This is a genomic window from Sulfurimonas sp. (assembly GCF_029027585.1).
GTDB lineage: Bacteria > Campylobacterota > Campylobacteria > Campylobacterales > Sulfurimonadaceae > Sulfurimonas.
In genome coordinates this window covers 567,488-585,450 of sequence record NZ_CP093397.1, presented here as the reverse complement: position 1 = coordinate 585,450, position 17,963 = coordinate 567,488, and the positions used below count along the sequence as shown (strand labels likewise).

Below are 17,963 nucleotides of genomic sequence, written 5' to 3'. Positions count from 1 at the left end.
CGCGATTATAAAAAATCAGGTGTGTTAATGAGTAAAAAAAAATTATATCGTCCTAATGTTGCGATGATTGTAGTGTCAAATAATTACCCACAAAAAAAAGAAATTTTTATAGCACAAAGAAATGATTTTGATGAGATATGGCAATTTCCTCAAGGTGGCATAGATGCTGGAGAAGAAGTTAAAGAGGCTATGTTTCGCGAACTTGAAGAAGAGATAGGCACAAAAAAAGTAAAAATAATTGCCGAGTATCCAGAGTGGATTTCATACGATTTCCCTTTAAAAATAGCTAAAAAAATGAAACCTTATAAAGGTCAAACGCAAAAATATTTTTTAGTTAAACTAAAAAAAAGTGCTAAAATAGATATAAATACTTCTCATCCAGAATTTAGTGATTTTAAATTTGTGAGTGTTGATGAAGCCTTAGGTATGAGTGCTTCTTTTAAACAAGAAGTTTACAAAATAGTGATTAAACATTTCAAAAAAGAAGGTTACCTTTAGATGTTAATAGTACAAAAATTTGGTGGAACAAGTGTCGGTGATTTAGATCGTATAGCAAATGTGGCTGCTCGTGTAGCGCAAACAAAAAAAGATGGCAATGATGTTGTTGTTGTTGTTTCTGCTATGAGTGGAGAAACGAATAAGCTAGTAGGATATGCTGAACATTTTTCATCTAATCCAGCTAGAGCAGAGATGGATATGTTACTTAGTTCTGGTGAGCGAGTAACAGCATCTCTACTTTCTATCGCTTTAAATGAGATGGGATATGAAGCTACTTCAATGACAGGAAGAAAAGCAGGAATCTTAACGGACAACCTACATACAAAAGCGCGTATAGAAGAGATTAACCCAAGTGTTATGAAAAAAGCTCTAAAAGAGGGTAAGATTATTGTAGTTGCTGGTTTTCAGGGTGTAAATGAAAATGGTGATGTTACAACTCTTGGTCGTGGTGGAAGTGACCTTTCTGCCGTTGCAATAGCAGGAGCATTAGAAGCTGACCTATGTGAGATATATACAGATGTTAGTGGTATCTACACAACTGACCCACGCATAGAGCCAAAAGCTAAAAAACTTGATAGAATTTCTTATGATGAGATGCTTGAGTTAGCATCTCTTGGAGCAAAAGTACTTCAAAACCGTTCTGTTGAGTTGGCAAAAAAGTTAAATGTAAATTTAGTAACAAGAACAAGTTTCTCAGATGAAGAGGGAACATTAATAACAAAGGAAGAAAATATCATGGAAAAACCTGTAGTTAGCGGAATAGCATTAGATAAAAATCAAGCTCGTATATCTTTAATGGGTGTGGCTGACAGACCTGGTATAGCGTCAGACATTTTTACAAAATTGGCAAATAGTGATATAAATGTAGATATGATTATCCAAAACAAAGCACATGATGGAACTACAAATATAGACTTTACGGTTCCTATGGGTGATTTAAATGCTGCAAAAGAAGTTGTTTCTGTATTTCTTAAAAATAATGACATAGAAGCTGAATCATATAACGATAAAATATGTAAGGTTTCTATAGTTGGTGTAGGTATGAAATCTCACACAGGTGTGGCTGCAAAAGCTTTTTCAACACTTGCGGGAGAGAATATAAACATAAACATGATTTCAACATCAGAGATAAAACTTTCAATGATTATAGATGATAAATATGCTGAACTTGCTGTAAGAAGTCTGCATAACGCCTATGAGTTAGATAAGTAAAAAATTATGAATTCATCAGATTTCGCACAATGGAGTTTAGATGTTATAAGAGAAGAGGGTGCAAGTCTTAGTTGGCTTGAAGAACAGCGCTTTGACTGGACAAATCCTCTCTCTTTAGCCTTAGAACAAATTTTAAACTCAAAAACAGTTATTTTAATAACTGATGAAAAACGAAAATGGTTTGAGAGTTACATATTAACTTCTATTAACACTTTAAAGCTTGATAGACCACTCCTACCCATTGTAAGCATAGATAGTTTGTATCAACATTACTCTTATATAAATGGTGGAGAAATGATTGATGTTGTTGAAGATATGATTTCACTTTCTTATAAAGATGATTATATTTTTTGGTATGTTGGCAAGGGTGATGATAAACGAGCAGATATAGCAAAAAGACAAGATAGTAGTTATTTTTGGATATTTGATGAAGAATTTCATAATGGTTTTACTTTAAAATCTCATGATAAGATGCTTGATATAAAACTTTTACAACTTTACAAACTTTTTGACGCATCTCTAAGTGCTGCGATGTTTGGAGAAGTTGATGTCAGTTCATGAGGTTGTAAGAGGGCATATCTTAATTGCTAGTGATGTAGAAGCTCAGTTTCATAAACTTCAAGAATCTTTAAAACCACATAGAGTAGTTGGCTTTATTGAGGATAAATTTTTAATTGAACATGCAAAGGCAGTTATAGCTGAGGCATACATAAGTGAATCAAGTATAAAGTATATAGTCTTAGGTGCTTTAGAGTTTCATGTAGTTTCTCAAAACTCACTTTTAAAAGTTTTTGAAGAACCTCCTAGAAATATAGAGTTTATTATCATAACTCCAACTAAATCAAACCTTCTTCCTACTGTTCGCTCAAGACTTCCAATCAAAAAAACTAAAAATATTAGTAAAATTTATGAATGCGAATTAAACTTTTCAAAACTTAGTTATGAAGATGTTTTTACCTTTTTAAAGAAACATGCTTGGACAAGTAGAAACGAAGCCAAAGAGTTACTAGAATCTCTTTATCACAGAGCAACAGTTGTTGACATGTTGATACTATCTCAAAAACAGCTAGATAATTTTGACAAGGCATATAGACTCTTAGAGCTAAACTCAAAACCACAAAATATTTTAACGCTAGTTCTTATGGGTTTTATAGATGCAAATTAATAAACTATCAAATAGTATAGATGCTAAAGAGTATTTAAAAAGACTTGGAGTTGATGGTGGTGGAGTTGATATACTAGCTTCTAAGATGGCTTATCATGTCATATATATAAAAGATTTACATGTAGGTGGGGCAAATATTTTAAAGCAAGATGCCCTTTCTATCGGAGCAGATTTAGCTGTGCCTCGTGGAACTGTTTTAGCCATTACACCTTTAGTAGATTGTATATTAATTGCCACCTCAAAACAGTTAAAAATTCTAAGTAAAAAAGAACTCTCACAACCCTTTGGACTTAAAGAACTTGCAAAAAAACTTTCTTTTATAAACAAAGTAAAAAAGCCAAAGTGTGTAGAAATTATGGGTGTTATAAATGCAAATAATGATAGTTTTTTTAGCGGAAGTAGATTTGTAGATGCCAAGGCAATAGATGCAATTATAAAAATGATACAAGATGGTGCAAATATTATAGATATTGGTGCTGTGTCCTCCTCTCCAAATAGTTTAAGTGTAAGCGTTGAAGAAGAGTTAAATAGAGTTAAGCCAATCATAGATGCTATAAAAAAAGAAAACCTTTATGAAAAAGCCAAATTTTCCATTGATAGTTATGAGCCAAAAGTTATAGAGTATGCACTTGATAATGGTTTTAAAATACTTAATGATATAACAGGTTTAGCCAACGATGAGCTTTGTAAACTTTGTGCTAGTTATGATGCGACAGCGATTATCATGCATATGCAAGGAACTCCTTTAACTATGCAAAAAGAGCCAAAATATGAAAGTGTTTTAAGTGATATTTATAAATTTTTTGAGCAAAGAATACAAAAAGCGCAAAGTTTTGGAGTTAATGATATAGTTTTAGATATAGGAATAGGGTTTGGAAAAACACTAGAGCATAATCTTATGTTAATAAAACATTTAGAGAACTTTTTAACTCTTGATAAACCACTATTAGTGGGAGCTTCTAGAAAATCAATGATAGATAAGATATCTTCATCTTTAGTACAAGATAGGCTAGCAGGAACGCTAACTCTTCATCTAGAGGCTATTAAAAATGGAGCTTCTATGATTAGAGTTCATGATGTTTATGAACATACACAAGCTATAAAGGTACAAGAGGCTTTAAATAAAACCTAAGCCATAATACCTTTAATCATAAAAAATAATAAACCTGCTAAAACAGCTGCTGCTGGAACTGTAACAACCCAAGCAGTAATGATTTTTTTGATAGCATCTCTTTTAACATACTCTACTTTTTTAGTTTGTTTTATATGCTTTTTTGTGGCTTTTATGAGTTTTTCTTCAACTGCCATAAATTTATACAGCTCAACTATTCTCTCATAATCATTTTGATTTTTATTATCTTTATCCTCTAATGTAAGGCGTTCTGCATGGTAAGCATTTAGATTTTTCTTTTCATCTTTTATGGTCAGTTTATCATCAGCAATAGTAGGTCTGTTATCAGTTAGGTGTAACCATTCTCTTAAGAAACCAACTCCAAAAACACCACCGATAGCAATATGAGTAGAACTCACAGGAAGTCCTAGCTGAGAAGCGATTATAACTGTAATAGAAGCCGCCATTGCTACGGAGAAGGCTCTTATTTGGTCAAGGTCTGTGATTTCAGAGCCAACAGTTTTTATGAGTTTAGGTCCATAAAGTGCTAAACCAAGAGCGATACCTAAGGCTCCAACTCCCATAACCCAAATAGGTATAGATGCTTTAGTAGAGATGCCTCCATTTATAACTGCGTCATTTATCGCAGCTAAGGGTCCTATGGCATTTGCTACATCATTTGCACCATGAGCAAAACTAAGCAGGGCTGCTGCAAAAATCAAAGGGATAGTGAAAAGAGAATTTACAGATGCTCTGTTGTTCTCAAGCATCGTTGAGTTTGACTTTAGTCTTATTTTTACAAGAAAGTAAACCACTATGGCAACTATAAAACCTAAAATAAGAGCAGTCATAAGAGTTGGTTTTTCTGTCGTCTCAATAGACACTAAAGGTACAAAATTTAATATTTCAACTATTTGTGGCCATATTTTTTTTAGCCCTTTTAGTGTTAAGTAAGTTATAAAAGCCCATGACATAGTGGCAACAAAAACAGGAACCCATGTTTTGGCAGCACTTATTTTATCATCTTTAAATACGATAGACTTTTTTATGGAGTATAAAAATAAAGCGGCAATAACACCACCTAAAATAGGTGAAATTATCCAAGAAGCAGCAATTTTTGCCATTGTACCCCAAGATACTATTGAAAAACCAGAAGCTGCAATGCCCGCACCCATCACTCCACCAACTATTGAGTGGGTAGTTGAAACAGGAGCGCGAACCATTGTCGCAAAGTTAAGCCATAAAGCCGCTGCTAAAAGAGCTGCCATCATAGCCCAGATAAAAGGGTCACTATTTCCACCAAAAGCAGAAATATCAATGATACCTTTTTTGATGGTTTTAACAACTTCCCCACCAGCTATAAGGGCACCAGCAGCTTCAAATACGGCAGCAATGATTATGGCAGTTGTAAGAGTAAGTGCTTTTGAACCAACAGCAGGTCCAACATTATTTGCAACATCATTTGCACCTATGTTCATCGCCATATAAGCACCGATTAGTGCAGCGATAGCTAAAAACATATTGTTTGGAATTCCACCATTACTTAAAAAGCTAAAAGTTAAAACACCAATCATAAAAAATAGTGCTAACCCTAGTTTTGTAAAGTCAGGACTACTCTTTTTTAATGCCTCTTTTTCAAGCTTTTTCATAGTTTGTATTTCCATGATTTTTCCCCTCGTAACCATTATGTAACTGTTATGTTGTAATATTTGAAATTATATCAGCAAAAAGGTTATAAGAGTATTACAAATTTATTTTTTGATATATGCTTTTATGATTTCTTGTCGTTCAAGTGGTTTATCCCCACCATTTCTCCCAAGAGTAGCAACGCTATTTAGTTTCATTATTGTACTCATAGATGCTGGAGTAATTTCACCAAATATAGTGTGCCTTCCATTTAACCAAGGTGTTTTAGCTGTTGTTATGAAAAATTGGCTTCCATTTGTGTGAGGACCAGTATTTGCCATGGCTAAAATGCCAACTTTATTAAAGGTTTTATTTTTAAACTCATCTTTAAAAGGTTTTCCCCAGATGCTTTCACCACCAAAACCACTCTCACTTGGATCGCCCCCTTGAATCATAAAATCTTTTATAATTCTATGAAAAGCTATACCATTAAAATATCCATTTTTAACATGAGTTGTAAAATTTTGCACCGTTAAAGGTGCAATATCTTTAAAAAGGATAAGTTCAATCTTTCCTTGTGTTGTTTGTAGTATAACGCGTGGATTATTTTCATTTGCTTGTAAGTGGATTGATAACATTAATAAAAATGTAAACAATATTTTAAACATTTTTTTCCTTTAGTATTTGTATATTTTCACTTTCACTTTCATAAAGTACATAAGCCGTGTCATTGGCTAGATGCAAGGCATATTTAAGCTCATTTAGAGACGCTTCTTCAACATCTAGAAGTAAAACAAATTTAGTATTTAAAGAGCTTATCTGTGCGTAAGAACAAAGTATAAGATTTTCTAAATCTTGATTTTGTAAATTTATACTACTGTCTAACAAAATTGCATTGTCTTTTATAAAAAATTCTAAATCTTCACTTAGATTATTTTTAGTAACATTATTGCTAACTATTAAAATTTCTTCTGCTTTATTTTTTTGAAGTAGTTTTGATACTATTTGAAGTGCTTTTGCATGTTGATTGGCTTCTTTAAAAATTATTTCTACATTTTTTTCTACAAAGTTATTTTTAAAAATAAACTCAGCATCTTCATCGTAATATTCATTAACCAAAATAAGAGCTGATTTCTTTTGAATATGTTTAAGATACTCAATAAACTCAAATGAAAGAAGATTTGCATCGTCACAAATAATAAAGTCTGCAACTTTGTTTTTATTTTTCATAAGTTTTTCATCTATATGTAAGATAACTTCTAAGTGAGGTTTTTTTAGTTTACTTAGATGCTTATTGACAAAAGCGATAGGAGTTATAATCTCAATAGAGTCAATATTTATCTCAATTATTGCATATTCTATGATGTTAAGAAGTCTTTGTTTTAATAAATCACAAGCTAATACAGTTGGTTCAAGTATGATAATTTTTAAATCAGGAGAACGAAGACTTTCTAGGATAGCTTTTAAAAGTATAGAAGAAGTTTTTCCTGAGTTTGTAGATCCACTTAGTGTTTTTGTCCCTTCAATTTTACTATCTATAAAGTTTACTTGTTCTTTTGAGGCTAGATGCTTAGTGTTGTCTTTAGAAAAGATAAGATATTGAACAAGAAGATTACCTATGATTTCTACTTCACTTGGCATCTTCGTATCTGGCTGTGGAGTATTATGAATTTTTTGTAAAATTTCATCTTCTGTTGAATTATTAAACATGATTTTATTAAACGGCAGTAACTCTTTAAAAGATTCATCTAAATGTACATATTCATCACTATTTATATTTTGCATAAGTAAATAGTTATAAATAGGAACGCCATCATTATGTGTTAGTTCATTAAACTTTTGTTTTATAAATTGATGTGTTTTTTCAAAGGCTAGATTTTTACTACTTGAGTCTTGGTTTGATGCTTTAGAAATTGTTGCATTTTTAAGATCATCATATGACCATTCTTTGTATTCAAATAGATAAAGACCCTTGTTAGGATTTAAAATAAGTAAAGGAATAAAATAACTTTGTGTATGATGATAAATAGTTATATCTTCATAGATGCTAAGAGAGTTCTCTTTACAAACAGTTTTTAGTTTTTTTATTAAAAGTGAGTCTGGAAGTGTCAGTTGTTGTTTTTTCTTTTTAAAAAGAGATGAAAATATATTCATGAAAGAGAAAAAACTCACAGCATAAAGAAGCTATGAGTTTTAAAAGTTCTATTTACCAGCTGCAACGCGGTCTTTAAGACCTTTACCAGCTTTAAACTTAGGAACCATTTTGTCTTGAGTAGTATAAGTTTTATCTGTACCTGGAACTTTACCACTTTTACCTTTTTGAAGGTTAGCAGTAAAACTACCAAAACCAACTAAAGAAACATCTTCTTTTTTAACTAAAGCAGTTGTTACTGCTTGTGTAAAAGCTTTAATAGCAGCTTCTGCTTCAACTTTAGTTTTGTATTCACCACTTGCTTGTACTAATTCAACGAATTGAGCTTTATTCATATATATACCCTTGGATTCATAAAGATTTCCGAAATTATTTCAAAAAGACACCGCTAAGCCCTTTGTGAAAATAATTCAGCTGAAGATACTTTATAATTTATTTGCTTAAATTTTTCTTCTTTTTGATAAAAAGTGTGATAAATTGCGATAATTTAGACTCTTTGAGTCCTAATTTAGCTACTTTTAAAAATTTTGATGCATTAAAGCTTATGGTTGTTGATACTAATAAAGATGAAATTTCTTTGATTTTTGTGTATTTTGTTCTATCGGTGTGAATAGATAAAAATATATCTTCGAGTCCATCTCTCTCTTGTTTAGTCAGTGTGCTCATCTACTATGCCTCTTCAAGTTTGTTGATTTTTCTAACAGTTCTTATAATCTCATCATCATCTAATTGTCCCAACATTTTCATAACTATAGATGCTGCCTGAGGTTTAGCTCGACCTAGCTTCCAGTCTTGATATGTGCGCATTGAAACACCAAATGAATTAGCCATATCTTTGAGTGATATCTTTTTTCCATTATTTTTGTATTCCAATGAGTTATGGAGGATATTAAATAAATCATCAATTTTCATAAGTAGTATTATACGGATTATATACTTAAATATACATTTAATTTAATATAAATAATGGTATTAATACTTAAATACACAATATAAATGATATTAAATAAATTTATATTTATATAATACAGTATATATTGTATTATATATACGATAAACCGTATAAAATTTATACTTAAATATCCTTTTTAAATTAAGATATTTTAGTTTATATAAAATTTAGAGGATTTTTTAATTAAGAGAGATAGATTTTTTAACAGGTTCTAAAGTGATTTTATCTTCACTAACTTTTAGATAAAATGGTTTATAGCTTTGTGCTTGTGTTTTGTACATTATTTCATCTTCATTATAAAGAGTAAAGACAATTCTATTTAAGCCAATAAATGGTTTTTCAATACTTATTTTAGCCCTTAAAGTTGATTCTTGAATGTATTGGAGTTCATTTTTGAAGTTAAGTATATTTTTTTCAATCTCAGGTATTTTAGATTGATTGTGTCTTTGTGCTTCTTCAAGGTCATCTTTTAAGTTGATAATATCTTCATTTATCAAATCAACTTTAGAATTTAAAATGGGTATATCTTTATAATTTATTTTAAAAAGGTTATCCTCACCACTTACCAAATTAATTGTAATTGATTCAGATGCATATACTTTCAAGTTACTTTTAACATGTCCAATAGTTACATTCTGCGCATAAATAGTACCACCCAATGAAGCTTCTACTTCAATCGTAGTTGCATGAACAGTTCCTCCTTCAAGAAGTGAGATTTTTGCTTCTTTGCATCTAAGTGTGCCTTTATGTCTGTTTATCTTAGCAGTTTTAGCAAATTGTATAGAATTTTTATGTGTCGCTCCATCAATACGCAAGTTAACGGCTTCTAAGATGCTGTTTGCACCAATATGTCCATTAACATGGATAGTTTCACTAACTAACTCCACTCCCTCTCCAATACTGTCTTTTGTAGTGTCATTTTGAGAGATGTGTACTTCTATATTGTTATCTTCTTCTTTTGCTATAGAGTCCTCTACTCTTGAGATTTTTGAGATTTTTACTTTGTTATCAATAGCTAATAATCTTGTAGTAAATTTTACAAAACCTTTTACCTTGCTCTTATATAGTTTTTTATCATCATTTTCTTCTATATATATTGTTGCTGCATCTATTGGTGTTCTAAGGTCATCAGCATTAGTTGAGTATGAAGCACCTAGATGTTTTCCCTCTGCACTAAAACCACTTTTTCCATAGATGGGTTTTTTATACTCAACTAAAACTTCATCTTTTTCAACCTCAATGATTTGATGCTTATCATCATTCTCTTTATTTTTAAACCAAAGGATTAGTTTACCAGCTCGTGTTATTTTCGGTTCAATTCCTTCAAAAAGAGAAAATTTTATATTTTTTTTAAATTTTCCGCTATAAAGATGTTTTGTAAATGCTTTTAGTTTATTTAGCATACTTTCATCAAAAAGATTGATTAAGATGGTATTTCTTACTTTTATTTTGTTAAATTCTTTTACTAAAAGAGCATATGTTTCTTTTGGCTTTAACTTTTTGTATGGAATGATTGAGTCAGGTTTTAAGATTAGAATCGGCATACATTTATGTTTACCAAGTTCTAAGATATAGCTTAGTTTAATAGAAGGTTCTTTTGCTTTAGCAAGTGTAAGAATGTAGAGTTGATGAAACTCTACATGTTGATTTACTAATTCATTTTTATCTTTGTAATGTTCTGCTACATTTTCATTAAATAGTTTAAAATCATCATCTAAGCTTGTTTTCATATATGTTGCTGTTTTTCTTATGGTAAAATCACAAATATCTATAGATATCTCATTTTGTGATGCAAAACGAGCAATAGATTTTTTAACATTTTTAGTTTTAACTGTTGTACTTTGAATCTCCCTCATTGATTATTCGTCCAATTAAATAGCAAGTAAGTCATTGTATTCATGTTTTGAAAATTCAAGATAAAGTTTGCCATCTTTTTGCAATATTCTTTCATCAGTATCATAAGCGGCTATAAATCTTCTCTTGATTATTTTTCTTTGATATGATTTTAGGTTTAAAGTTTTTAGATGTTCTTTTAGTTCTACAAGCTCTAAACTTATTTTTTTTTGTTCTAAATGTTCAACTTCATGAACAGTTTCATTTGGTAGTTCTACCATCATTTTAGTATTTATAAGTTCTAGTATACTTTTTAGTTGTTTGTCTTTATTTGAGTAAAGTTGTTCTATCTTATCGCGTTCATCACGAAGCATCTGTTCTTTATCATCTATGAGTTTATCTACCTTTAATTCAAGTTGCATGATTTTTTCTTTTAGTTGAGTGTTTTCTCTTTGATAAAGCGCTATGACAGTTGCAACAGTTGTCTTTGGTCTTACTGGCAATGCTTTTTCAACAAGAACTTCAGTTTTTACTTCTTGTTTTATTGGAGCATCTGGTACTATTATGTAAGTTGTAGAATCTTCGATAATATAGTTTATTCTTTTAGATTTTATTTTTGAATTAATTATCTCTTTTGACATTTTAAATTGTTTTGAATATTCGTTTATTGTTAACTTCACATAAAGTCCTTTAAAGCATTGAATTAAAATTTATATCTGGTGGTGTAATTATACCAGCCTTTCTTAGCCAAACAAGGCGTCCTTCTTTTTTACTTCCATGTTTATCATGAAAAATATATGGCGATGAGTATTTAAACTCACTCTTAAGTAACAGAGTATTAAATTTTTGATTTTTATCTAGAAAAATCTTTAAATTATCATAAGCAATATTTGAAACCATTATGGTTGAGATAGTATAGTCTTTTATTTCTAAATATCTAGCACAATCGTTTAGCCCATCTCCAATATAATTTTTATGTCCCAAAATATCGATAAATTCATATATTTCACCAGTATGTATAGCTATCCTAAGACCTTCAAAGTAGGAAAATTTTTTTCCTATATGCTCTGAAAAATAGTTAAAACTTAAGCCTAAAATAGTTCCATACCCTTTTAGTTTAGGGTTCAATATGCAGTAAAATCCATCACCTGTTGAAATATATCCAAGGATAAGATTACTTAGTTGCATATTAGAATTTTTCAACATTTTTTTTATCATTTTTTTGTAGCTAAGTGTTAGAAAATTTATAATTTCCAACTGCGATGCTACTTTTAATTTTGAAAAATTAATGATGTCTATTAGAATAATGTCTGTAGTCCATTCGTTAGTATGTTTATTAGGCATATAGGAATTTTATCATAAAAAGTTTATAACAAAGTTATTTCAAATAAAGCTTATAATATAATGACCCAATTAAAACTTAGGAAGTATTATGAGCAAAGGCGTATTTGATATTGTAAAAGCAGGTGTTCTTTTTGGAGATGATGTTCAAAATGTGTATGACATGGCTAAAGAGCAAGGTTTTGCTATACCTGCTGTAAACGTAATCTCAACTGATTCTATCAATGGGATTTTAGAAGCTGCAAAGAAAGTAAACTCTCCTGTAATAATTCAGTTTAGTAATGGTGGAGCATCTTATTTTGCTGGAAAAGGTTTAAGTAATGAAGGTGAAAGAGCAGCTATAGTTGGTGCTATCGCTGGTGCTAAATATGTCCATCAAATGGCAGTTGCTTATGGTGTTGCTGTTATCCTTCATACAGACCATGCAGCAAAAAAACTTCTTCCTTGGATAGATGCTTTGCTAGATGCTGGTGAAAAACATTTTAATCATACGGGAAAAGCTTTGTATTCATCTCATATGCTAGACCTTTCAGAAGAGCCTTTAGAAGAAAATATTAGCACTTGTAAAAAATATTTAGAGCGAATGAGCAAAATAGATATGAGCATAGAGATAGAGCTAGGTTGTACTGGTGGTGAAGAAGATGGAGTAGATAATACAAATATTGACAATTCACTTTTATATACTCAACCAGAAGATGTAGCATTTGCTTACAAAGAATTAAATGAAGTATCTCCTCATTTTACAATAGCCGCTTCATTTGGTAATGTTCATGGTGTTTATAAACCAGGAAATGTATCATTAACTCCAAGCATCTTAGATAATTCTCAAAAATATATATCAGAAAAATTTGCTACAGATGCTAAACCTGTAAACTTTGTGTTTCACGGTGGTTCAGGTTCTCTTCCTTCAGAGATTAGCGAAGCTATTGGTTATGGTGTCATAAAGATGAATATCGACACAGATACTCAATGGGCAACTTGGGTAGGAACTAAAGAGTATGTAGAAAAAAATAATGCTTATCTTCAAGGTCAAATCGGAAACCCTGATGGCGAAGATAAACCAAACAAAAAATATTACGACCCAAGAAAATGGTTGAGAGCTGGACAACTTAGTTTAGTATCTCGTGTTGAAGTTGCTTTTAAAGACTTGAATGCGATGGATAGAAATTAAATAGTTTTATAAATATCTTCTATGCTAAAAACATCTGGATTTTCTAAATAGTGTTGATTTAGAAGTTGGTTTAATCTGTTTTGATTAAATCTCCAGAAATGTTTTTCATCAAAATCTTTATCACTACGCATTTTTTTATATAAATCATTTGCTTTTAAGTTGGCATCTGAACTTTTTATAACTTTTAGCATTAATATTTTCAGCTCTTCTTGGGAAGCCTCAGTTGTGTCATCATCCGCTAACTCTTTGTTAGGTAAAAAAGCGTATATTTTCCACATACTCGCTACTAAAGAAATTATAAAAAAAATCATCATCCATGTTGATATATCTAGGTTCATTATCTTCTCGATTTTATTTTTTTGACATTTTAGCTAAAATACATTTATGAATGATAAAGTTTTTACAAAACCAATAAAAAAACAATTTGAGTTTGATGAAGAAGTAGCAGCAGTTTTTGATGATATGCTTGAGCGAAGTGTTCCTTTTTATAAAGAGAGTCAAAAGATTACAGAATTTTTTGCACTTAAGCATTTAAAAGATGGCTCTATTCTTTACGACTTAGGCTCATCAACTGCATCTTTACTTTTAAACATTAATAGAAAGCTTGAGTGCAAAGCAACTTTAGTTGGACTTGATAACTCTGAAGCGATGCTAGAACAAGCTAAAAAAAAGTGCCAGGCTCTTGGTGCTAAAATAGAACTTAAAAATGCTGATATATTAGAGTATGACTATAAAGAAGCCGATGTATTTGTAAGTAACTATACTCTACAATTTATTCGTCCATTAGTACGAGAAGAACTTGTAAAAAAGATAGCATCTACACTAAAGAAAGGAGGAATCTTTATTTTTAGTGAAAAGGTTATTTCTCATCACTCTAAACTCAACATTGACCTTATTGAGTGTTACTATGACTTTAAAAAAGAGAAAGGGTATTCAGAGTATGAAATCATGCAAAAAAGAGAAGCCTTGGAAAATGTTTTAGTTCCATATAGTGAAGAAGAAAATATAAAAATGGCAAAAAATTGTGGTTTTTCTCATTGTGAAGTGGTTTTTAGGTGGGCAAATTTCGCAACTTTTATAGCTATAAAGTAAGTTTTATTACCAAACATTACCTTTAGGTTTTTCTTTTTTTCCTGTCCATATATCTACAACTTTTCCAGCAGTTTCGCCAATCGCTTTATAAGTAACTATATCATCTTCTCCACACTCTTTATGGTAGTAGCCTTGAAGGTCATAGTACTCTTTACATTCGCTGTAGTATTTTGCAGAAATACCATGTTTATTTACACACCCAGTTAGAAAAATTGCTATAAGAGTAAGTAGTAATGTTTTAATCATACTTAAGTTCTAGCAATTCTTATTCCCTAAACCTTAAAAGTTTTTGTTGTTTTACAAAATTCTGTTAAAAAGCATTCTTCGCATTTTGGATTTTTAGCAGTACAAATGTAACGACCAAAAAGAACCATACCTTGATGAAGAGCATGAAGATTATTTTTAAATTTTTTTACTAAAGTTGCCTCTGTTGCAGTGGCTGTTTTATCATCACTTAGTCCAAGTCTGTGTGAAACACGAAAGACATGAGTGTCAACTGCCATTAAATTCGCTCCTGTGTATTCTATCATCACAACATTTGCAGTTTTTTGACCAACTCCACCAAGAGTTATTAACTCTTTTGCATCCATTGGAATTTCGCCATTGTAAACTTCTTCAACTCGTTTTGCCATTGCAATAATATTTTTTGCTTTATTGTTAAAAAAAGAACAAGTATTTATGAGAGCTTTTACATCAGCTATGTTAGCGTTTGCTAGTTCATGTGTGTTTGGGTATTTTTCAAATAGTTTAGGAGTTAGTATATTTACTCGCTTATCTGTGCATTGTGCTGAGAGTGAAACTGCTATAACTAACTCATAAGCATTTTTATATTCTAACTCAGTTACAGCGTCACTATATTTATCTATGAAGAGTTGGTGTATTTCTAAAATCTCTTTCTTTGTTGCTTTTTTCATAATCGTAGTTTATCAAAGTTATATGTTATAATCAATATTATTAATTTAAAGGTTATTACAATGGGTATTTTTTCATTTTTTCAAAAACAAAAGCCTCAAGTTAAAGAGTTAAATCATTATAGTAGTTATTTTACAAAAGAATTGATTTGGGAGATAGTTGACTCAAACAGTTCAATGATGCTTTTTTTTACAAAAGAGGCTGGCTGGATAGGAGCAAATAAACTTTTTTTTAATACATTTGGACTTACAGATATAGAAGATTTTCGTTCAAAATATGAAAGTGTAAGAGAATTATTTTTAAATGAAAGTGAAGAAATTTTTACACAAGATGATAAAAGTTGGCTAGATTATATAAAAAAATACAAAAAAGATGGTTACCACATAACTATTTTAAATACAGATAATGAGATATTAACAATAAATGCAAAATGTCATAGTTTAGAAAGTTCAAGAGAATTTTATATAGTAGAGTTAGAAGATATTACTAAACTTGAACTTTCAAAACTAAAAATTAAAGAAGTTGAAAAATTAAAGTCAAGATTTTTATCAAACATAGGTCATGAATTTAGAACTCCAATGAACGGAATACTTGGTTTTATTGAGCTCTTTGAGCAAACAAATCTTAACAAAACACAAACTGAATATTTGAATATGATAAACCGTTCTTCACGAAACTTAATGTCAAATATAGAAACACTTTTAGACCTTTCTCAGATGCAAGGAGGTAGGTTGAAGTTAAATCCATCTGTTTTTAATATTTCTGTAGAGATGGAAAAAATAGCTTACAACTACTCATCTTTTGCTAAAGATAAGGGTATAAACCTTTTTGCTTTTATAGACCCTAAACTTCCAACGGAGTTAAAGGCTGATTTTGGAAAAATAAAACAAGTTATGAATTCTCTTATTCAAAATGCTATTAAATTCACTTCAAAAGGTGGAAGAATTATAGTTGAAGTTAAGTTACTAAAAAAACATCTTAAAGGCGGATGTAGTATAGGTTTCAGTGTGAAGGACAATGGAAAAGGTATAGCAAATGAGCACATAGCACTTATAACTGAACCTTTTAATGCTGGAACACAAGCTGATGAGAGATTAGGAATAGGGCTTAGTTTGTCACATGGTTTGGTGAATTTACTTGGTTCTGAGCTTAAAATTCAAAGTGAAGAAGGTTATGGAAGTTATTTTAATTTTACATTAAATTTTAAAGATGCTAAAGGTCAAGCATATAAAATGATGAGTAAAAAAAGAGTTAAAATTTTACTACTTGACCCTAAAAGAGTTGATGAAGCCAACTTTTTAACTATATATCTTCGCTCTTTTGCTATTGATGTTGTAAAATCAAATATTTTAGATGAAAAAGTATATGATGGCATCCAAACACTTTATGTAATTGCAAATAAAAAAGATTCTACATGGATGCTTGAGTTAGGTGCATACTCTAAAAAAACTGCTGTTATTTTATTTTTAGAAGAAGATGAAAAACTACAAACAAAATTTACACATATTGTAGATGAAGTTTTTAGAAAACCACTTTTAGCAAGTGTTGTTGCGAAACAACTAAATTTAATTTACAAAGAAGATAAAGTAGTAAAAATTCAAACTAAAAATATTATGCAAAAAAATATTAATGCATTGGTTGTTGAAGATAACTTTATAAATCAAAAATTAATGAACATACTTCTTAAAGAGTATGATGTAAAAGTTTTTACTGCATCTAATGGAAATGAAGCTGTAGATATGTGTGAAAAAAAGAATTTTGATATTATATTTATGGATATTGATATGCCAGAAAAAAATGGTATTATTGCGACAAAAGAGATAAAACAAAAGATAAACAAAAATGAAAAAACACCAATAATCGCGCTAACGGCAATGGCTATGCAGGGAGATAAAGAGATGCTATTATTTGAAGGTTTAGATGACTATATGGCGAAGCCTTTAAACAGAGCAATATTGGAAAATATGCTTCATAAATACCTTAGAGTTTCATCTGTTTAATAATGGTTAATATAAAGCTATTAGAATTTTGAATCTAAAAGGAATATATATTATGAAAATGACAAAAATAACTAAAATTTTTACTGCATTATTATTTGCTTCTACACTTGTTAGTGCAAACACTATTGTTACTGTTAATGGAACAAAAATTACACAAAAAGATGTTTATGAAGGTTTGATGAATGCTACAAAAGGTGGATTCAACCAAGTTCCAGCAGAAAAACAAGCTAAATTAGGACAACAATTTTTACAAGAGTTAATAGCAAAAGAATTGATTTATGGTGATGCTAAAAAAACAGGGGTAATGAAATCTAAAAAATTTAAAGATGAGTATAAAAAAGTTCAAGAAAATATAAAAAAACAATTAGCAATCAAAATTTGGCAAGAAAATCTTCATGACAGTATAAAAGTTTCAAATAAAGAGTTGAAAAGTTATTATGATAAAAATAAAGAAGAGTTTTATGAAAAAGAGAGTGTTCATGCTCGTCATGTTTTAGTAAAAACAAAATCAGAAGCAGAGGCAGTTATAAAAGAGCTTAAATCTTTTAAGGGAGCTGAACTAAAAGCTAAGTTTATAGAAGTGGCAAAATCAAAATCAATAGGACCAAGTGGACCTAGAGGGGGAGATTTAAACTATTTCGCTCGCGGTAGAATGTTTCCAGCATTTAACGATGCAGCATTTAGCATGAGAGTAGGAACTATGTCAAAAGAGCCTGTGCAAACACAAGCAGGATTTCATGTAATTTATATAGAAGATAAAAAAGCTAAAAAAATCTTAGCTTTTACAGAAGTAAAGTCTTTTATAGAAAAAAGGCTAAAAGCTGAAAAATTCAAATCTGTAATGCAAAGCAAAATGCAAAAGTTAGAAAAAAAGGCAACAATCAAATAAACTACATGG

At 30.3% G+C, this 17,963-nt stretch carries 21 protein-coding genes; 9 read left to right on the top strand and 12 right to left on the bottom strand.

Translation table 11 applies throughout. The annotated features are described in order from the left end of the window. Positions 1–27: 27 nt before the first annotated feature. Genes MOV50_RS03120 through folP form a run of 5 tightly spaced genes read left to right on the top strand, consistent with a single transcriptional unit; the run spans position 28 to position 4,007 of the window. Positions 28–498 (top strand): RNA pyrophosphohydrolase, encoded by a 471-nt coding sequence (locus MOV50_RS03120; protein WP_321778958.1) that lies wholly within the window; start codon positions 28–30, stop codon positions 496–498. Beyond that, complete coding sequence (locus MOV50_RS03115; RefSeq protein ID WP_321778957.1) at positions 499–1,710, top strand: aspartate kinase; 1,212 nt, start codon at positions 499–501, stop codon at positions 1,708–1,710. It begins immediately after the preceding gene. A 6-nt stretch (positions 1,711–1,716) separates the two neighbouring features. After that, on the top strand, positions 1,717–2,271 hold the full coding sequence (locus MOV50_RS03110; protein WP_321778956.1) for a HobA family DNA replication regulator: 555 nt from the start codon (positions 1,717–1,719) through the stop codon (positions 2,269–2,271). Then, positions 2,258–2,875 (top strand): DNA polymerase III subunit delta', encoded by a 618-nt coding sequence (locus MOV50_RS03105; protein WP_321778955.1) that lies wholly within the window; start codon positions 2,258–2,260, stop codon positions 2,873–2,875. Before MOV50_RS03110 ends, MOV50_RS03105 begins: the two co-directional genes overlap by 14 nt. After that, positions 2,865–4,007, top strand: a complete 1,143-nt coding sequence (gene folP / locus MOV50_RS03100; RefSeq protein ID WP_321778954.1) for a dihydropteroate synthase — start codon at positions 2,865–2,867, stop codon at positions 4,005–4,007. The genes MOV50_RS03105 and folP overlap by 11 nt, the downstream gene beginning before the upstream one ends. On the opposite strand, the gene MOV50_RS03095 is transcribed toward folP, so the two are convergent. The 9 genes from MOV50_RS03095 to MOV50_RS03055 all read right to left on the bottom strand — a co-directional run bounded on the left by MOV50_RS03095 (position 4,004) and on the right by MOV50_RS03055 (position 11,893). After that, the gene (locus MOV50_RS03095) at positions 4,004–5,650 is read right to left on the bottom strand and encodes an inorganic phosphate transporter (RefSeq protein ID WP_321778953.1); all 1,647 of its coding nucleotides are present in this window, start codon (positions 5,648–5,650) and stop codon (positions 4,004–4,006) included. The two genes, folP and MOV50_RS03095, sit on opposite strands and share 4 nt — an antisense overlap. An 87-nt stretch (positions 5,651–5,737) precedes the next feature. Further along, positions 5,738–6,280, bottom strand: a complete 543-nt coding sequence (locus MOV50_RS03090; RefSeq protein ID WP_321778952.1) for a peptidylprolyl isomerase — start codon at positions 6,278–6,280, stop codon at positions 5,738–5,740. Then, complete coding sequence (locus MOV50_RS03085; RefSeq protein WP_321778951.1) at positions 6,273–7,766, bottom strand: hypothetical protein; 1,494 nt, start codon at positions 7,764–7,766, stop codon at positions 6,273–6,275. The genes MOV50_RS03090 and MOV50_RS03085 overlap by 8 nt, the downstream gene beginning before the upstream one ends. A gap of 48 nt (positions 7,767–7,814) precedes the next feature. Beyond that, a complete protein-coding gene (locus MOV50_RS03080; RefSeq protein ID WP_321778950.1) occupies positions 7,815–8,099 on the bottom strand; it encodes an HU family DNA-binding protein in 285 nt (94 codons plus the stop codon). Positions 8,100–8,196: 97 nt separating this feature from the next. Then, positions 8,197–8,430: a hypothetical protein gene (locus tag MOV50_RS03075; RefSeq protein WP_321778949.1), complete on the bottom strand. Its 234-nt coding sequence runs from the start codon at positions 8,428–8,430 to the stop codon at positions 8,197–8,199. 3 nt (positions 8,431–8,433) lie between these two features. Beyond that, complete coding sequence (locus MOV50_RS03070; RefSeq protein WP_321778948.1) at positions 8,434–8,676, bottom strand: XRE family transcriptional regulator; 243 nt, start codon at positions 8,674–8,676, stop codon at positions 8,434–8,436. Positions 8,677–8,895: 219 nt separating this feature from the next. Then, positions 8,896–10,572 (bottom strand): flagellar assembly protein A, encoded by a 1,677-nt coding sequence (locus MOV50_RS03065; protein ID WP_321778947.1) that lies wholly within the window; start codon positions 10,570–10,572, stop codon positions 8,896–8,898. A gap of 15 nt (positions 10,573–10,587) precedes the next feature. After that, a complete protein-coding gene (locus tag MOV50_RS03060; RefSeq protein ID WP_321778946.1) occupies positions 10,588–11,229 on the bottom strand; it encodes a hypothetical protein in 642 nt (213 codons plus the stop codon). 10 nt (positions 11,230–11,239) lie between these two features. After that, the gene (locus MOV50_RS03055) at positions 11,240–11,893 is read right to left on the bottom strand and encodes a hypothetical protein (RefSeq protein ID WP_321778945.1); all 654 of its coding nucleotides are present in this window, start codon (positions 11,891–11,893) and stop codon (positions 11,240–11,242) included. Positions 11,894–11,981: 88 nt separating this feature from the next. On the opposite strand from MOV50_RS03055, the gene fbaA reads away from it, so the two are divergent. Further along, a complete protein-coding gene (fbaA, locus tag MOV50_RS03050) occupies positions 11,982–13,061 on the top strand; it encodes a class II fructose-bisphosphate aldolase (protein ID WP_321778944.1) in 1,080 nt (359 codons plus the stop codon). Here fbaA and MOV50_RS03045 read toward each other — a convergent pair. Beyond that, a complete protein-coding gene (locus MOV50_RS03045) occupies positions 13,058–13,375 on the bottom strand; it encodes a hypothetical protein (protein ID WP_321778943.1) in 318 nt (105 codons plus the stop codon). The two genes, fbaA and MOV50_RS03045, sit on opposite strands and share 4 nt — an antisense overlap. 70 nt (positions 13,376–13,445) lie before the next feature. On the opposite strand from MOV50_RS03045, the gene cmoA reads away from it, so the two are divergent. After that, complete coding sequence (gene cmoA / locus MOV50_RS03040) at positions 13,446–14,153, top strand: carboxy-S-adenosyl-L-methionine synthase CmoA (RefSeq protein ID WP_321778942.1); 708 nt, start codon at positions 13,446–13,448, stop codon at positions 14,151–14,153. Positions 14,154–14,159: 6 nt separating this feature from the next. On the opposite strand, the gene MOV50_RS03035 is transcribed toward cmoA, so the two are convergent. Together MOV50_RS03035 and nth are read right to left on the bottom strand one after the other, a co-directional pair. Then, positions 14,160–14,399, bottom strand: a complete 240-nt coding sequence (locus MOV50_RS03035; RefSeq protein WP_321778941.1) for a hypothetical protein — start codon at positions 14,397–14,399, stop codon at positions 14,160–14,162. A 26-nt stretch (positions 14,400–14,425) separates the two neighbouring features. Then, a complete protein-coding gene (nth, locus tag MOV50_RS03030) occupies positions 14,426–15,067 on the bottom strand; it encodes an endonuclease III (protein ID WP_321778940.1) in 642 nt (213 codons plus the stop codon). A gap of 60 nt (positions 15,068–15,127) precedes the next feature. Between nth and MOV50_RS03025 the strand changes: the two genes are divergently transcribed. Both MOV50_RS03025 and MOV50_RS03020 read left to right on the top strand, forming a co-directional pair. After that, positions 15,128–17,065, top strand: a complete 1,938-nt coding sequence (locus MOV50_RS03025) for a response regulator (RefSeq protein ID WP_321778939.1) — start codon at positions 15,128–15,130, stop codon at positions 17,063–17,065. 52 nt (positions 17,066–17,117) lie between these two features. Then, positions 17,118–17,954: a peptidyl-prolyl cis-trans isomerase gene (locus MOV50_RS03020; RefSeq protein ID WP_321778938.1), complete on the top strand. Its 837-nt coding sequence runs from the start codon at positions 17,118–17,120 to the stop codon at positions 17,952–17,954. Positions 17,955–17,963: the final 9 nt, after the last annotated feature.